This is a genomic window from Paenibacillus sp. YIM B09110 (genome assembly GCF_037167145.1).
Taxonomy (GTDB): Bacteria; Bacillota; Bacilli; order Paenibacillales; family Paenibacillaceae; genus Pristimantibacillus.
This window is the reverse complement of record NZ_JBANSP010000016.1, coordinates 37,226-53,462: the sequence shown is the minus strand read 5'-3', so window position 1 is coordinate 53,462 and position 16,237 is coordinate 37,226. Positions and strand designations below refer to the sequence as shown.

Sequence of the window (16,237 nt, the reverse complement as noted above, 5' to 3'; positions counted from 1 at the left end):
TATTATGTCAGAAGAGATGCCATTTGAACGGCCCTTAATAGAATTAAAAAGACAAATTAATGAACTTAAATCATTTATTACAGAAAATAAATTTGATTTAACGGAAGAAGTTCAAAGATTAGAAGAACGCTATAACAAGAATGAAGAAGAGATTTACAAGGGTTTATCGGCTTATGAAAGGTTGCAAATTGCTAGACATCCAATGAGACCATCGACTTTAGATTATTTTGCTAGAATATTTGAAAAATTTATTGAATTACATGGTGATAGATTGTTTGGCGATGATGATGCTATTGTTGGCGGGTTGGCTAGAATTAATGGAACTACGGTCACTGTAATTGGTCATCAAAAAGGTAAGGATATGAAAGATAATTTAAAACGAAATTTTGGTATGCCCCACCCAGAAGGATACCGAAAGGCATTAAGATTAATGAAACAAGCTGAGAAATTCAAAAGACCTATAATTACGTTTATTGATACGCCTGGCGCCTACCCTGGGATGGCTGCCGAAGAACGAGGACAATCTGGAGCAATTGCAATTAATCTTCTAGAAATGTCGAAGATAAGAGTTCCAATAATATGTATTGTCATTGGCGAAGGAGGAAGCGGAGGTGCTTTAGCCTTAGGTGTTGGAGATAAATTATTAATGCTAGAAAATGCAATATATGCTGTGGCGTCTCCAAATGCTGCTGCGTCTATATTATTGAAGGATGCAGGGAGGGTATCTGAAGTCACTGAAGCTTTAAAAATAACTTCTAACCATTTAATGGAGTACGGAATAATTGATGAGATTATTCCCGAACCAAGAGGTGGGGCTCATAAAGATTTTGAAGCCCAAGCAGATATTATTAAGAAATATATTAATAAACATCTCATTAATGTAAATGAGATTGTAGTTGATGACTTGGTTAATGCTAGGATAGAAAAGTTGCTTAATATCGGTAGATATTTAGAAGTAAGTGAAGAGCTCGGATGAGTATATTTCTTGAATTATTATTATTTAGATTTTTGCATAATGACTGAAACAGCTCCCATTGTCTAAGCTTTCGCTTCTGCTCTCCTCAGCGTACTGGCTATCCACGTAAATATCAGGCCACCTCAAGCAGGGCAATTGCTTGGGGTTTGGAAGGATAGATTTAGGGAACAAGCCGACATCTGTTGCGAAACAGTGGTCGGTTATAATTTTAAACAAATTACATCGTTTCGTGTTCACAATGTCAAAAAATTCGATAACACGGGCGAGGATCTCGAGGACCTAATTAGCATTGGGACAATCGGTTTGATTAAAGCGATTGAGAGCTTCCAAACAGGAAAAGGCACGAAGCTGGCGACGTTCGCGGCACGTTGTATCGAGAACGAAATACTTATGCACCTTCGCAGTCTAAAGAAGACGCGCAAGGACGTGTCGCTCCATGATCCGATCGGTACCGACAAGGAAGGCAACGAAATTACGCTCATCAGACATCCTTGGCACGGAAGCCGACGATGTGGCGGATAAAGTGCAATTGAAGATCGAGAAATCTAAAATATACAAAAACCTCGACATTCTCGATGACCGCGAGAAGGAAGTAGTCATCTGCCGCTTCGGCCTCATCCACGGCGGCGACGAGCGGACGCATCGGGAGATTGCGAAGGAGCTTGGCATTAGCTGAAGCTATGTATCTCGGATAGAGAAGCGGGCGTTTATGAAGTTGTATCATGAGTTCTATAAGGCGAAGAAATAAAGAAATAGAAATCGCAATGCTGTTTCTCTGTACCCTCTTGAGCGGAAGTTGCTTCTGTTGGTCAAATAAAGGGTGGTAAGGAACTGTCTAAATGCGTAGCCGCCTTTGGAAGCATGATTGTATTTTGGTCAGCCATCGTGACAATTGTATTGAAAAGAGCACCTCTATTTGTTTGAATTGTGACCCACAAAGAAGGACACTTTTTTAAAAAAGTGATCCCTTGTGGGTCATTTGTCTTTCAATCAAGGTACTGGAGAGGAGAGAGACGGAAATGGTCGCCAATGAGCAGGAGGATGGAAGTATTGAGGAGCATCCGGTGACTGGATATGAACGCGTCTTTAAATCCGTGTTAACATCCCAAAATCACATGAAATTATGCAAGTAACGCCTTTCTGCGGAGATATACTACCGCCGATAGTTTCCGTATTGCTAAGTCGATGTTTACAGGTACAATGAAATGATCGGTGAATGCACAATGAAATGTCGTTAAGTTAGTGGATTAATCCCTAAGAATAGCTAACTATATAAGAACAAGGTTTGCGGCAGTTTTAGACGAACAGGAGGACTTTTTATGCGTATACGACTCCCGAAAATTTCTTGGAACTCCATTCGATTAAAGTTGGTTGCAGGACTATTTCTCGTTACCGTTCCGCTGTTAGCCTTATTTTTTTATAACAATCACTACAGTATTAACGTGGTTCATAACCAGGTTGCTATTTCTAATAAAAACCTGATCTCTTTATATATGGGCCAGATCGACACACAATTGGAGGCTGCAGAAAAAAATTTATTAGGCTTAGATACAACGAATTATGATATTCAATCCATGGATGAGCCTAACGATGAGGACGAGTATCAACTTTCAAAATATCATTTGTTGACAACCATTTCAAAAAACATATTATTCTATGAATCGATTGATGCCTTTTTTATCTATAACTATGAAAGAAAAGATCTTCTTAATATTTCACAATCATCCGTAAACTATACGGAAAAAATAGGGGTAGAAAAGAATCTTGTACAGCATTTAGACCAACTTGCTATATCGCCCGAACCTGGACCTAATCGATGGTATATAAGAAAAATTGAAAACTCATACTACGTTCTACGGACAATAAAATCTGGAAATCTCTATCTTGGTGCTTGGGTCAAAGCGAAGACTCTCTTGGGACCAATGAATTTAATTGATCTCGGTTCGAATGGCAGCGCGTTACTCATTACATCCGAAGGGGTTCCAATGGTCAATACCAATTTGACTGAAGATAAGGGAGTTGATCTTTCAGGAGAATTCCAAAAGTTTTATTTAACAGGAAGCGAAAAAAATTTGATGGTTGTCGGAGAGGCATCACAGAAAGGTGAGTTTAGTCTTGTCGCTGTCATCCCTAATAAGGAGATCCTACAGAATCTTCCAAGGATTACTCAATTGATAGGATGGTTATCATTTGCGGCCATAGGATTAGTGCCACTGAGTCTATTATTCCTGCATCGAATATTATTAGTTCCACTTAAACGTCTCATCACCGTTATGAATAAAATTAATAAAGGGTTTGTGAATGTCCGAATGGATAACTTCAATACTTCAGATGAATTCATTCTTGTGAATCAAACCTTTAATAAGATGATGTCTCAGATCGAAGAATTAAAAATTAACGTTTACGAAGAGAAATTGAGTAAGCAAAAGGCGGAGCTACAGCATCTCCAATTACAGATAAATCCTCATTTCTTTATGAATTCCTTAAATATGCTGTTTAACCTTGCAGAGGTGAAGAATTATGAGCTCATTCAAGAAATGACATTATGTTTAGTCCGATATTTTCGCTTTATGTTTCGCAGCAACCTGTCGTTTGTTACCTTGGAGGAGGAGTTACAGCATGTGCGGAACTATATCCGGATTCAAGAATTGCGGTTTCCCGGTCATTTGACGAGCCAATTTAGCTGCCCTGAGTTTCTGAAAGCAATACAAATTCCTCCTTTGTTAATTCAAACTTTTCTCGAGAATTCGATTAAACATGGTATTACACTGGAGGAACCCTTACATCTATCTGTAAGCTTGGATTTAAAGGAAACGGGTTTAAAGCCTTATGTAGAAATAATGATTAGAGATACCGGCAAAGGCTTTTCCAATCATGTATTAAATGAAATCAAATTGGGGAATCGGATTATTGACGAACAAGGCGAACATATTGGAATATGGAATGTGCAGAAAAGATTGTCCATTTTATACGCGGATGAGGCTTCAGTGTCTTGTTACAATGGGTTCCCAAACGGTGCGGTGGTTGAAATCAAGCTTCCTTTTGGATAAGAGTCGGAAGGTGGATCGATGCATGTATCAAATATTAATAGTTGATGATGAAGTTCATACAGTTGAGGGCATATACTCAGGCGTGGATTGGGACAAACTGGGGATAACGACGGTATTTAAAGCCTATACGGTAAGAAGCGCGAAGCAACATTTTGAACAAGAGCGTATAGACATTATGCTTTGCGACATCGAAATGCCGCAAGCAACTGGATTAGAATTGGCAGAGTGGGTAAAAGAGCGATATCCGGAAACGAAAACGATCTTTTTAACTTGCCATGCAGATTTTAAATACGCCAAGCAGGCGCTTCAGCTAGGAAGCCTGGATTATATTTTGAAGCCAGTGCCGTTTAGAGAACTTGAAAAAGTAATTGAAAAAGCGAAAGCAACAATCCATAAAGAATCAGAAATTGTTCAATACAGTCAGTTTTGGATTCAAAATCAACCTATGATTATCGAACGTTTCTGGCAGGATATACTAAATCAAAGCATTCTTTCAAACGCAAAAGCGATTAGCCGCGCCGCGGCAGACAGGAATATCCCTTATTTCGATGAAATGGTTTTTATACCCGTTCTTATCAGTCTGCAGAGATGGCACAAGCCAGTAAATCTTCGAGACGAAAAAATATTAGAGTATGGACTCAAAAATTCGGCCGAGGAAGTGCTCTTTGAATCTCGGCAAGATCGACTACTTATTACGTTGAACAACAGAAGAATGCTTGCCATATTAGCTGTTCAGGGCAATAATGCCCCATCTTCTGAGTTGGAAGCAGCATGTCAGCGTTATATTGATGCATGCAGTCATTATTTTTACTGCGATATTTCCTGCTATGTTGGAGAGAAGGTCCATGGTCATGAAATGCTGGAGATGGTAACCAAGCTCTACGAAATGGAAAGAAACAATGTTGCATTTAACAACAGTGTGCTCTTGTTGTCAAGACCCCAAGTCCACTCCTCCCATTCGCAATCCGCTGACATGCAGTTGTGGTCCGTCATGTTAAAGGAAGATAAATTTGATGAAGTATGGACTGAAGCCAAACAATATCTGGAGAGGATAGAAAAGGAAAAGTTAAATGCGGATACGTTGAATCGATTTTATCAAGATTTTCAACAAATGATGCATTATGTCCTGCAGACAAAAGGCATCCATGCTCACCAACTTTTTGGCGATCCTCACTCTAAAGAAATAGATGCGAATGCAATCCGTTCGGTGACTTACTTGATGGAGTGGATGAGACATATCGTAACTAAAGCGAAGGAATATGTCCTTACCCTACAGCAGTCCCAAAGCGTAGTGGATAAAGTAAAAGAATTGATTAAACTTCGTATTTCGGAGGATCTGTCCCGAGAAGAAATTGCAAATCACGTATTTCTTAATCCAGACCATTTGACCCGAATTTTCAAAAAAGAAACGGGGATGGCCATGTGGGATTATCTGTTTCAAGAAAGGATGCAGCTTGCGCAGGAACTACTAGCTAAGTCCGATATGCCGATTAGCGCCGTAGCATCCCATATTGGATACGCGAATTTCTCCCACTTTTCTCGAACATTCAAGAAGCATACAACGATGAATCCAAATGAGTATCGGCAGTTGAATCGACATAAATAGCGTATCGGAAAACCGGTTTAATGATTGTGGTGCTCCTGCAGGAGCGCCTTTTTTTATTCAGGATTTTTGGGGACGATAAAAGGATAAATTCGAAAAATAAGATTCCTTCATATGCAAACATGACGCGATGTCGTTAATTGAATAATCGAATGTCGTTCGAAGAGCAGTGCCGACACGTGCTTCGAATTAAACTATAACTATCCACTACTTGAAACTTTGTTGATTCGTGAGTGGAAAATATTTAAATAATGGGGGAGAACGATGAAGATAAGATTGAAGTTGTTGAGCGTGTTGGTCATTGGTTCCATGATGCTTTTGGCTGCTTGTAGTGGTAATAATAACAGTAGTAATGGAGTGACGGAGGAAACCAATCAATCTACAAAACCTTCCGAAAAACCAACAGAATTAACGGTTGCATTCCCGATATTCGCTGCACAACCGAAAGATATGCAAGCGGTTGAAGATGCGGTAAATGAAATCGCACTGGAAAAAATTAATGTTAAGGTTAAATTAGTGCCTATTAGTTTTGCCAATTGGACGCAGCAAACAAATTTGATGTTTTCAAGTGGTGAAAAGCTTGACCTGATGCCAACTATTTATACGTATAACCAAGCGGTGTCTCAAGGTCAATTGATACCTCTAGATGAACTGCTTGAGAAACATGGACAAGGAATTATTGCGGCTTTGGATCCGACTACCTTAGGTGCAGCCAAAATTAAGGGTACAATTTATGGTGTGCCGACTCTGCATGAAATGGCATCAGTTAATGGAGTTACAATGCGGAAGGATCTTGTTGAGAAGTACCAGATTAATACGGACAATATTAAATCACTTGAAGATCTGGAGGATGTATTAAGGACGGTTAAAGCCGGCGAACCAGATATGGCTCCTTTAATTCCGTCGACTATAGGAGCATCTATCCTTGATAACTATTTAACCTATGACAGACTTGATAATACGCTTGGTGTTCTACCTGAGTTTGATAATAATTTGCAAGCAGTAAATCTTTACGAGTCAGAAGAATACGCTGGGCGGATTCAGATGGTCAGAAAGTGGTATGAAGAAGGTTTGATTCTTAAGGATGCATCGACTAATCAAACCAATCCGCTCGATCTGGTGAAATCCAACAGGGGCTTCGCCCTATTAACGAGTGCGCATCCTGCAGCGTTGGCTGAAACAGTCAATGGCGATGTGTCTTTGAAAACGATAGCATTCTCAGAACCTCCTGTATCCACAACATCTCAAATTACGAATACGATGTGGGGAATCGCTGTAAATTCAAAAGCTCCGGAGAAAGCGATGGAATTTCTTAATCTGATGTATAGCGATAAAGAGATTGTAGACCTATTAATTTGGGGTATTGAAGGAAAGCATTATGAAATTAAGTCGGAGAATGTCATTGATTTCCCCGAAGGAGTGGATGCTCAGAGTTCGGGATATTACTTGAACATGGGATGGCTATTCGGAAATCAATTCATTTCCTTTGTCTGGGAAGGAACGGATCCGGAATTATGGGAAAAAGTCAAACAGTTTAATGAAACCGCAATTAAATCGAAGGCATTAGGCTTTTCATTCGACCCGACCTCGGTTAAGACGGAGGTTGCTGCCATCGGAAATGTGATTACTCAATATCGTATTCCCCTCGAAACAGGGAGCGTCGATCCAGATAAAATCTTGCCGAAGTTTATAGAAAACTTGAAAACAGCGGGTATCGACAAGGTGATTGCAGAAAAGCAAAAACAACTCGACGAATGGGCAAAAGTGAATCAATAACGAGTTTCTTAAATCTAGGAACGGTCATGCGGCTGCATGACCGTTTCTACATCCTAACCATGTTAAAGACTAATTGATATAAAAGTTTACGTTGAAGGGAGTGCGATTAGATCGATGAATACTAGATTAATAAATACGAGGAAGCAACTATGGAAGTACAGTCCTCTCTATCTTATGATGCTGCCAGGGATTGCTTATCTTCTCATCAATAACTATCTGCCTATGTTTGGTGTCACCATTGCGTTTAAAGACATCAATTTTGCAAAAGGAATATGGGGCAGCGATTGGAACGGTTTGCAAAACTTTAAATTTTTATTTCAGTCGTCAGACGCATATGTGATTACTCGCAACACGATTCTGTATAATCTAGCTTTTATTGTGATTGGTTTAATCGTAGGCGTTGGAACGGCTATTCTATTAAACGAAATCAAGAATAAGATTGCCGTTAAGTTTTATCAAAGTGTTTTGCTAATCCCTTATCTGATTTCCATGGTATTGGTAAGTTACTTGGTGTATTCGATATTAAGCGTCAATGTTGGATACTTGAATAACACGATACTACCGGGACTGGGAATCGATCCCATATCATGGTACAACGAGCCAAAGTACTGGCCGTATATTTTAGTCATCGTGAATGTATGGAAAGGTCTAGGATTCTCCTGCGTTGTTTATTTGGCAGCCATTATTAGCATCGATAAAGAATACTATGAAGCAGCAATGCTCGATGGGGCGAGTAAGTGGCAACAAATACGAAGGATCACGATCCCAATGATAACTCCGATTCTTGTTATGATGACGCTTCTAGCGATAGGACGTATTTTCTACTCAGACTTCGGTTTGTTTTACCAAGTACCAATGAACTCGGGGGCCCTATTCAGTACAACGAATGTCATTGATACGTACGTGTTCCGGGCACTCATGCAGCTCGGTGATATCGGAATGTCGGCTGCTGCTGGGTTGTATCAATCCGTTGTAGGTTTCGTTCTAGTTATCCTTTCGAATTATGTCGTTCGAAAGATCAGCCGAGAAGATGCATTATTCTAAAAGGAGGGAAAACGGTGCAACGTGAAGATCGTTATTGGCAATGGGGTTCACACATTATATTACTATTGATATCAATTTCCTGTTTAATTCCATTCGTACTTCTTGTCATATCGTCTATAACCGATGAGCAATCCATTATCCGAGACGGTTATTCTTTTTTCCCGAAGGATATAAGCTTTACTGCTTATGAATATATCTGGGAGCAATCGTCATTAATCTTTAATGCATATGGAATCACAATATTAGTCACTGTGTTCGGAACAGCAGCCAGTTTAATTATTACGTCGATGCTAGCTTATCCGCTATCGCGCAGGGATTTGCCTGGTGGAATGTTCGTGGCCTTTCTTTTGTTTTTCACCTTATTGTTTAACGGTGGGTTAACACCGACTTATATCATCTATACCCAGTTGTTTGATATCAAAAATACGCTGGCGGCTTTACTTGTGCCGGGCCTATTAATGAATGGCTTTAGTGTTCTGTTGATGAGAGGCTTCTTCATGACGACGGTGCCGCCTTCGGTTATCGAATCTGCAAGTATAGACGGTGCTAATGAGTTTACGATCTATCGTAAAATCGTGTTGCCGCTCTCCTTGCCGATTTTAGCGGTGGTCGGCTTATTGCAAGGGCTCATGTATTGGAACGACTGGTTCAATGGCTTGATTTACATTACGAATCCTAAATTATACAGCTTGCAAAACGTGATGAATCAACTAATGAGCAACATTCAATTTCTGTCTAGCAACAGTAATGTGAGCTCTTTGGCCGGAGAGGCAATGAATCAGATTCCGACTGAGGCCTTCCGCATGGTTATTGCCGTGATCAGCATCGCCCCAATCATGATCGCGTACCCTTTCTTTCAGAAGTACTTCGTAAAAGGTCTGGCCATCGGCGCGGTAAAGGGCTAATCATGCGTAACGTCAAACTTGTTCTTGTCCCGGTATTTCTTAGGCGTTAATCCGGTATATCGTTTGAATATTTTGATGAAATGGTTCTGATCAAAAAAATTTAGCTTGGCGGCAACTGCAGTAACAGGTTCGGAGGTTAGTTCCAACAGTTTCTTTGCCTCTTCCACTTTTTCCTGTTGGATGAACTGGGTTATGGTGACTCCCGTTTCTTTCTTAAACAACTGTGATAAATAGTTTTCCTGTAAACCAGCTATGTCCGCCAGAATAGACAATGGAGTATTTTCGTACAAATGGTTGAAAATGTACTCCTGACAAGTGGCAATAGATTTGGAAAGATGTTTTCTTTTGCTCCTAGACACTCGGTCAACAAAGTCAATCAGAGCCTCGCCGATTGCGTTTACAACAGCGTGATAGTCGCGTAGTTCCTCAATGTTTTGAATATGTAGATCACTGAGGGTATAAGCGATTTCTGGGTATAGACCGCCTTCTATACTGGCTCGGGCTGCTAATGCAGTCACATATATGCCTAGATTCTTAATATTACGCAACTTGTTGTAGTTAGACAGGATACCTGGACCGTCATAGTTTGTTGAAAGCGTCATATTGTAAAAGGCTGTTTTGTCCCCATTCCGGATAGAACTTAGTAATTGCTTTTCTATCTCAAACAGACCTCGAAACTCCAAAGACTCTCGGCGGTCAGAAATGACAATGTCGGCTTCCTTTTTTGATATGACGGGTTGCCCGAATCGATAATGAGTTTCGATAATGTCAGTCACATCAAGAATGACTCCGTTTAAGAGGTGATTGGCCAAAATACCGATATGATAAAGCCGTTTTGACGATAGGAGCGGCAATTGCTTCAAGTAAGAGGTCCATTCCTCTGTCGCTTTAATATTAAGCTCGCTTAACTTATTAAATATGATTTCGTCATTCATCCGAATTGTTATAGCCGGCCCTATAAATATGGTTGCTTCCAAGACCCCATCTTGAATCAAAGGCAAGATGATAAAAGATTCCCCGAAATTGGTTGTGTGAATATTTGGAACGTTATAATGCTGAACTTGCTGCATCAAAAAGCGAATAAGTTCCGGTTTGTTAGCAAAAAATGGATTGCTCAGTATTTCCTCTACGGTAAACGCATGAATATGGTCACTATGCATCAAAGCGTAGCAAACGGGTAATTGAATGCTTTCTTGAAGCAATTTGCACGAAGTACGAAGATACTCTTCACGGTCGGCTGATCTCATTAATAGTAGCACCTCATCATAATCCCATACTCTTTTAATAAGAATCGTACCATAACGAAAGAGAGAAGAGTACTAAAATTAGAATCATACTAGAATGGAGGAGATAAAAATGGCATTTACAGAAAACTCAACTTTAGGTGAACTTATTTCCAACGAGACAACCGCAAAAATTTTGGAAAAGCATTTACCAGGCATCTCGACGAATCCGATGGCAAGCATGGGGAAGGGCTTTCCCTTAAAACAGTTGGCTGCTTTCCCTCAAGCGAATATCTCCAAGGAGCTCCTGTCCGCAATCGTATCGGATTTATCGATCATTTCCACGGGTGAGCCGTCGAGTATGCAACAGAATGAGCAAAATGATAGCCAGCAAAAACCACTCCCGACGAATGATTCGGTGGCAGTCGTGACTGGTGCCGGTGGCGGCATCGGGCGTGCTGCCTCTCTTAAACTCTCTCAAGCTGGATTCAAGATTGTTGCTGTCGATTTTAACACAATAACGGGTGAAGAGACTGTTAATTTGATTCGTACGCAAGGCGGAGAAGGACTTTTTATTCAAGCCGATGTTTCCAAGGAAGAGGATGTTGAACGGTACACGAAGGCTACTATTGACACCTACGGCCGGATTGATGTCTTTTTCAACAATGCCGGTATTTTGCAAAAGTTTTCGTTGATCGAGAACCTCGATGCAGTGGAGTTCGATCGTATTATGAACGTAAACGTACGAGGTGTTTTCTTAGGCATGAATAAAGTGCTAAAGATAATGAACGCTCAGGGGTTCGGTTCTATCATTAATACGGCATCCACCGCAGGGATTCGCGCTGAGCATAGTATGTCTGCTTATACGGCGAGCAAGCACGCCGTCATTGGTCTGACGAAGGCAGCGGCAATTGAATACGTGCGCAAGGGAATCCGCGTGAACGCCATCTGCCCGGGTGGCGTAGATACGGCACTCACGCAGGCCGTTCCTATGATGATGCAGGAATCGGGTTATACCCCAGAAGAGTTTCCGAATATGCGGATCGGGCGCTTTGCCGAACCTTCCGAGATCGCGGAAACGGTTGTGTTCTTGGCGTCTGATAAGTCCAGCTACATGACAGGTTCGATCATTGCGGTGGACGGCGGCCTGACACTCTAAGGCGCTGATCATTATCTCATACAAAAATGGAGGATTATATATGAAACAGAGAATCAAAATCGATAAAGTCGCACCGAACACTGGAGCACTGGATTTTTCTTATTTGTTAGACGCGCCTGCGGGCAAACATGGGTTCACAGAGGTTAGAGACGGTCATTTGTACTTTGCGGATGGTACTCGCGCGAAGTTCATAGGATTCAACCTTCCTACAAGGGCGAACACGCCTGACCACCGCACAGCGGAGCTTCTAGCTGAGCGATTTGCGTCTCTAGGTGTCAATGTCATCCGCCTACATGCAGCCGACGCGCCTCTCGGTCCTTCCGGTTGGAGCTCAAGCCTCGAAAATCCATTGATCGATTATAACAGCGGTTCGAGCCGATTGTTCCATGAGAAGGGGCTTGATCGCTTTGATTATTTGGTTGCGAAGCTCAAGGAAAAAGGGATTTATCTGCAAATAGATCTACTTGTGGCTCGTGTCTTCCAAGATGGGGATAATCTGGACTATCCCGATGCGTCGCCTTTCTTCTTCAAAAGCTTCACCCATGTTAACGAAAGGCTGATTCAACTTCAGAAGGAATATGCAACGAAACTCCTTTGTCACGTCAATCCCTACACCGGGTTGGCCTTAATTGACGATCCTGCGGTCATGACCATTCAAATCAATAATGAGGATTCCATCTTCCGCGGTACAGAGGACATTAAGGATGAGAAAGGCATTGTGCCGTACCGGCAGGAACTGCAGCGCCGCTTTAACCGATTCCTGCTTGCCAAGTATGATACGAGGAAAAATCTAGCTGCAGCTTGGACGTTTAACGGTGAGTGTGCTCTTGGTAAAGAAGAAGATCCAGAGGCGGGCACGGTGTTTTTTCCAGAGGGCAGTTTCTATCAGGTTCCCAATAATCCGATGGGGGAATGGACAGGCGGTGTAAGTCCAGCTCGCTATGCCGATTTCATGGAGTTCGGCATCCAGATCAACCGGCGTTATTACGGAACGATGATCGATCATGTTCGTTCGTTGGGCGCTAAAGTACCTATTAGCACAAGCAACCTCATAAATGGTTCTGCGGATGTTTACTCCCACGCGGACGCCGACATTATGGAGAATAATACGTACTTCAACCATCCAATGCCGCCATTCCATCAGGAAAAGCTGATTGTTCCTGGGATGAGGGAAGCTGTAACGTCCAACCCGCTGGATGTACACAAAGATGGCATATTCCTCCGTACCGAAATGCTGCAAATGGCAACCACGGCAGTAGTTGCCGGAAAGCCGTTCATTCTGAGCGAATGGAATGAATATGGGGTCAATCCGTTCCACTCCACGTCGTTTGTTTCCATGGCGTCTTACGCTTGTCTGAACGATTGGGATGGCCTCATGCTCTATTGCTTCCATACCTCAGAAAGTTGGAACGATCAGCCTGACGACGTCATTGAAGATATTTTTGACTTTTACAACGACCCATCTCTAATCTGTCAATTCGGTTTTATGGCTGCATTATTCCTTGGAAGTCTGGTACGCCCTGCCGAGAATCAGGTGGATCTGGTCTTCACGAAAAACGATCTTAAGACTTTACCGAATTCCTTTAGTATGCCGAATACCTTCCTGCCTTACATCACGAGTATGCGCAACGTATTCTTGGATCAAGGGGATGCCTATACCGGTAATGCTGATGTAGCAGTTACTGCGGGCTTCGTGAACAACGGTGATCTATCTCAGGCTCAACACGCCGTTTATTATTCTTGGTCGCCTTATCGTGACGCCATGAGACACGCAAGCGGTGAAGGACGATTGGAGAGACTTGAGGAGCAGACCGATGAAGAACTGAAAGGCGCGAAATTGGGAGACAAGACGCTAGTGTTTAATGACATAGCATCGTTAGCTGGGGAAGGTAATTACACCGCTTTTGCTGCCAACTTGGATGCCGCGTTCAAGCGATGGGGACTCCTGCCTGAAGACCGCGGCCTTGTCGGCAATGCTCTCGTTTCCGATACAGGAGAGATAGCCTTCGATCCGACTGCAGGAACTTTCCGTGTTCGCACCGAAGGATGCGCCTACTTTAGCGGCAACCCGGCAGGTGGTATCACGTTGACGAAAGATATTACATTGAACCTTAGTAACGATCGTATCTCGGCAGCTTTACTACCTGTGAAAGGCGCTCCTATTGATCACGCAGAAACTTTTCTTCTGACGGTAATTGGCCACACTGGTATGGACGAAACTATTTTTACAAATGATGGATTTATTACGACTGTCGATCTTCAAGGTAAGTTGTACGCGGACACCGCCGAAGGCAGCCTGTTCGTGCGCGACAAGTTCGCAACGCTTACCGCATTGGACACAGTGGGCGCGCCAGTCGCCCAAATCGAAGGTACTCCTATTCATGGCGGCGTAATCTTCAGTTTGGATGGTACAATTCCTGCTATCCACTTCCTGCTGGAATTGAAGTAAGGCAGGAATAGGGCTGATCGTAGAACTGCGAACTTCCCTCTCAGCAAGCATTCAAAAGACGCGACCTCTCACAGTGGTCGCGTCTTTTTTTGACTGCCGACTGAACAATATTGTTGGCAAGATTACAATTCTGTCGGGTTCAAGATGAGTTGGTAGTCCGTCATAATAACGTTAACGCTTTCGTGATAAGTGCAAAGAGAACAGGAGGGTTCAACAGTGAAACGCGAATCGTTGCTCCGGCATCTGATAAAGAACAGGCTTTTACTGATAATGGCGCTGCCAGCAGTCATCTTCTTTTTGATCTTCAACTATGTGCCCATTGCCGGATTGGTTATTGCCTTCAAGCAATATAACTACCAAGAGGGTATTTTTGGAAGCCCTTGGGCGGGATTCGACAATTTTCGATTTTTCTTCATTTCAGGCAAGGCATTACTTGTAACAACCAATACGTTCTTGTACAACATCGCCTTTATCATCGTTAACAACATTCTAGAGATCGTGCTTGCAATAGCACTCGTGGAAATGACGGGTAAGTGGTTCCGTAAGATTACGCAATCGATGCTGTTCCTGCCGTATTTCGTATCCTGGGTAACCGTGGGGTTATTGGTCTACGGATTTGCTGATTTTGACTCGGGGATTATTAACGGTTTCTTGCAGTCGAGCGGTTCCGACCCAATCGACATATACAATTCCCCAGGATATTGGCCGTTCCTGATTATTCTTGTCAGTGCGTGGAAGTCGATAGGTTACGGAATGATTTACTATTTGGCTGCCATCATGAGCGTGGATCCCGAGATATACGAAGCCGCACAAATTGATGGTGCGAACATTTTCCGCCGGATATGGCATCTGACTCTGCCATTTCTTATCCCAACCATTGTCATCTTGGTGCTCCTCGCGATCGGAAACATTTTCCGTGGTGATTTCGGCTTGTTCTACCAGCTTGTCCAAAACAATGGTGTGCTGTACGACAAGACCGATGTTATCGATACATTCGTCTTCCGTTCTTTGCTGACAACAAGGGAGGAAGGTATGGCGGCAGCTGCCGGCTTCTATCAATCGGTACTGTGCTTCGTTACAATCCTTATTGCGAATTTTATGGTCAAAAAATACAACAAAGATTACTCACTGTTCTAGAAAGGAGGGGCCAGATTGAGAAAAACAACTACGGACATCGTGGTTTTCAATATCGTATCTTATCTATTGCTTGGAGTCTTTGCTATTCTGTGCGTCGTACCATTTCTAATGGTCCTGTCTTCGTCTTTGACCAGTGAGCAGGAGATTGTACGGAACGGATATACTTTAATCCCGGCTTCCTTAACATTCAAAGCTTACGAGGTTGCCCTTGAGAACCCGATGACCATTCTAAGAGCTTATGGCGTTACGATACTGGTTACCGTAATCGGTACCTTGGCGAGCGTATACTTGATGGCTATGACGGCTTATGTCATCCATAAGCGCACGTTCCGCATAGCAAACGGTTTGGCTTTCTATTTCTTCTTCACCACGCTGTTCAATGCGGGTCTCGTGCCTTGGTACATCCTGATCATAAAATACTTGAATTTGAAAGACACTTTACTTGTACTTATTCTGCCCGCGTTGTTCAATGTCTTCTACATCATTGTTCTGAAAGCGTTCATGCGGGGGGTGCCGGACGCGCTAAGCGAATCCGCATTCATAGATGGGGCGAATGAGTTTCGTATATTCAATTCCATTATGCTCCCCGTAAGCAAGCCGGTGCTTGCGACGGTTACGCTCTTCGTTGCCTTACAATATTGGAACGATTGGTACCTATCCATGCTGTTTATCTCGGAAGAGAACTTGCGACCGCTGCAACTGCTTCTCTATAATCTGGTCTCGAACTCCGACGAACTGCGAAGAATTTTGGCGCTATCCAATGGTGCAGCATCCGTCGACTTGAGCAATATGCCGCAAAACTCGCTTAAAATGGCGGTCACCGTGATCGCCATAGGCCCAATCCTCTTTTTGTATCCGTTCATACAGCGGTTTTTTGTGAAAGGACTGACTTTAGGAGCTGTTAAAGGTTAAATC

The 16,237-nt window shown here is 42.6% G+C and carries 11 protein-coding genes and 1 pseudogene; 11 read left to right on the top strand and 1 reads right to left on the bottom strand.

Annotation, left to right across the window (positions count from 1 at the left end):
• Positions 1 to 4 precede the first annotated feature (4 nt).
• From V8F51_RS21345 to V8F51_RS21315, 7 genes and pseudogenes are all read left to right on the top strand, one after another.
• Positions 5 to 976, top strand: a complete 972-nt coding sequence (locus tag V8F51_RS21345; RefSeq protein WP_337102508.1) for an acetyl-CoA carboxylase carboxyltransferase subunit alpha — start codon at positions 5 to 7, stop codon at positions 974 to 976.
• Positions 977 to 1,153: 177 nt separating this feature from the next.
• Positions 1,154 to 1,724 (top strand): annotated as a pseudogene (gene sigK / locus V8F51_RS21340) (RNA polymerase sporulation sigma factor SigK).
• A 571-nt stretch (positions 1,725 to 2,295) separates the two neighbouring features.
• Positions 2,296 to 4,026 carry a sensor histidine kinase gene (locus V8F51_RS21335; protein ID WP_337102507.1) on the top strand — a complete coding sequence of 577 codons (1,731 nt, stop codon included), beginning with the start codon at positions 2,296 to 2,298 and terminating at the stop codon, positions 4,024 to 4,026.
• A 22-nt stretch (positions 4,027 to 4,048) separates the two neighbouring features.
• Positions 4,049 to 5,632, top strand: a complete 1,584-nt coding sequence (locus V8F51_RS21330; RefSeq protein ID WP_337102505.1) for a response regulator transcription factor — start codon at positions 4,049 to 4,051, stop codon at positions 5,630 to 5,632.
• A gap of 261 nt (positions 5,633 to 5,893) precedes the next feature.
• On the top strand, positions 5,894 to 7,405 hold the full coding sequence (locus tag V8F51_RS21325; RefSeq protein ID WP_337102504.1) for an ABC transporter substrate-binding protein: 1,512 nt from the start codon (positions 5,894 to 5,896) through the stop codon (positions 7,403 to 7,405).
• 114 nt (positions 7,406 to 7,519) lie between these two features.
• Positions 7,520 to 8,449: an ABC transporter permease gene (locus V8F51_RS21320; RefSeq protein ID WP_337102503.1), complete on the top strand. Its 930-nt coding sequence runs from the start codon at positions 7,520 to 7,522 to the stop codon at positions 8,447 to 8,449.
• 14 nt (positions 8,450 to 8,463) lie between these two features.
• The gene (locus V8F51_RS21315; RefSeq protein WP_337102501.1) at positions 8,464 to 9,354 is read left to right on the top strand and encodes a carbohydrate ABC transporter permease; all 891 of its coding nucleotides are present in this window, start codon (positions 8,464 to 8,466) and stop codon (positions 9,352 to 9,354) included.
• Here V8F51_RS21315 and V8F51_RS21310 read toward each other — a convergent pair.
• On the bottom strand, positions 9,351 to 10,601 hold the full coding sequence (locus tag V8F51_RS21310) for a helix-turn-helix domain-containing protein (RefSeq protein WP_337102499.1): 1,251 nt from the start codon (positions 10,599 to 10,601) through the stop codon (positions 9,351 to 9,353). The two genes, V8F51_RS21315 and V8F51_RS21310, sit on opposite strands and share 4 nt — an antisense overlap.
• Positions 10,602 to 10,938: 337 nt before the next feature.
• On the opposite strand from V8F51_RS21310, the gene V8F51_RS21305 reads away from it, so the two are divergent.
• The 4 genes from V8F51_RS21305 to V8F51_RS21290 all read left to right on the top strand — a co-directional run bounded on the left by V8F51_RS21305 (position 10,939) and on the right by V8F51_RS21290 (position 16,234).
• Positions 10,939 to 11,736, top strand: coding sequence for an SDR family NAD(P)-dependent oxidoreductase (locus tag V8F51_RS21305; protein ID WP_337102611.1), 798 nt, complete (start codon positions 10,939 to 10,941; stop codon positions 11,734 to 11,736).
• 40 nt (positions 11,737 to 11,776) lie between these two features.
• Complete coding sequence (locus V8F51_RS21300; protein WP_337102497.1) at positions 11,777 to 14,185, top strand: hypothetical protein; 2,409 nt, start codon at positions 11,777 to 11,779, stop codon at positions 14,183 to 14,185.
• A gap of 216 nt (positions 14,186 to 14,401) precedes the next feature.
• A complete protein-coding gene (locus tag V8F51_RS21295; protein WP_442956468.1) occupies positions 14,402 to 15,322 on the top strand; it encodes an ABC transporter permease in 921 nt (306 codons plus the stop codon).
• Positions 15,323 to 15,337: 15 nt separating this feature from the next.
• The gene (locus V8F51_RS21290) at positions 15,338 to 16,234 is read left to right on the top strand and encodes a carbohydrate ABC transporter permease (protein WP_337102495.1); all 897 of its coding nucleotides are present in this window, start codon (positions 15,338 to 15,340) and stop codon (positions 16,232 to 16,234) included.
• Positions 16,235 to 16,237: the final 3 nt, after the last annotated feature.

Coding starts and splice junctions, on each gene's coding strand:
- V8F51_RS21345 (WP_337102508.1), top strand. CDS start 5: ATGTCAGAAGAGATGCCATTTGAACGGCCCTTAATAGAATTAAAAAGA.
- V8F51_RS21335 (WP_337102507.1), top strand. CDS start 2,296: ATGCGTATACGACTCCCGAAAATTTCTTGGAACTCCATTCGATTAAAG.
- V8F51_RS21330 (WP_337102505.1), top strand. CDS start 4,049: ATGTATCAAATATTAATAGTTGATGATGAAGTTCATACAGTTGAGGGC.
- V8F51_RS21325 (WP_337102504.1), top strand. CDS start 5,894: ATGAAGATAAGATTGAAGTTGTTGAGCGTGTTGGTCATTGGTTCCATG.
- V8F51_RS21320 (WP_337102503.1), top strand. CDS start 7,520: ATGAATACTAGATTAATAAATACGAGGAAGCAACTATGGAAGTACAGT.
- V8F51_RS21310 (WP_337102499.1), bottom strand. CDS start 10,601: ATGAGATCAGCCGACCGTGAAGAGTATCTTCGTACTTCGTGCAAATTG.
- V8F51_RS21305 (WP_337102611.1), top strand. CDS start 10,939: ATGCAACAGAATGAGCAAAATGATAGCCAGCAAAAACCACTCCCGACG.
- V8F51_RS21300 (WP_337102497.1), top strand. CDS start 11,777: ATGAAACAGAGAATCAAAATCGATAAAGTCGCACCGAACACTGGAGCA.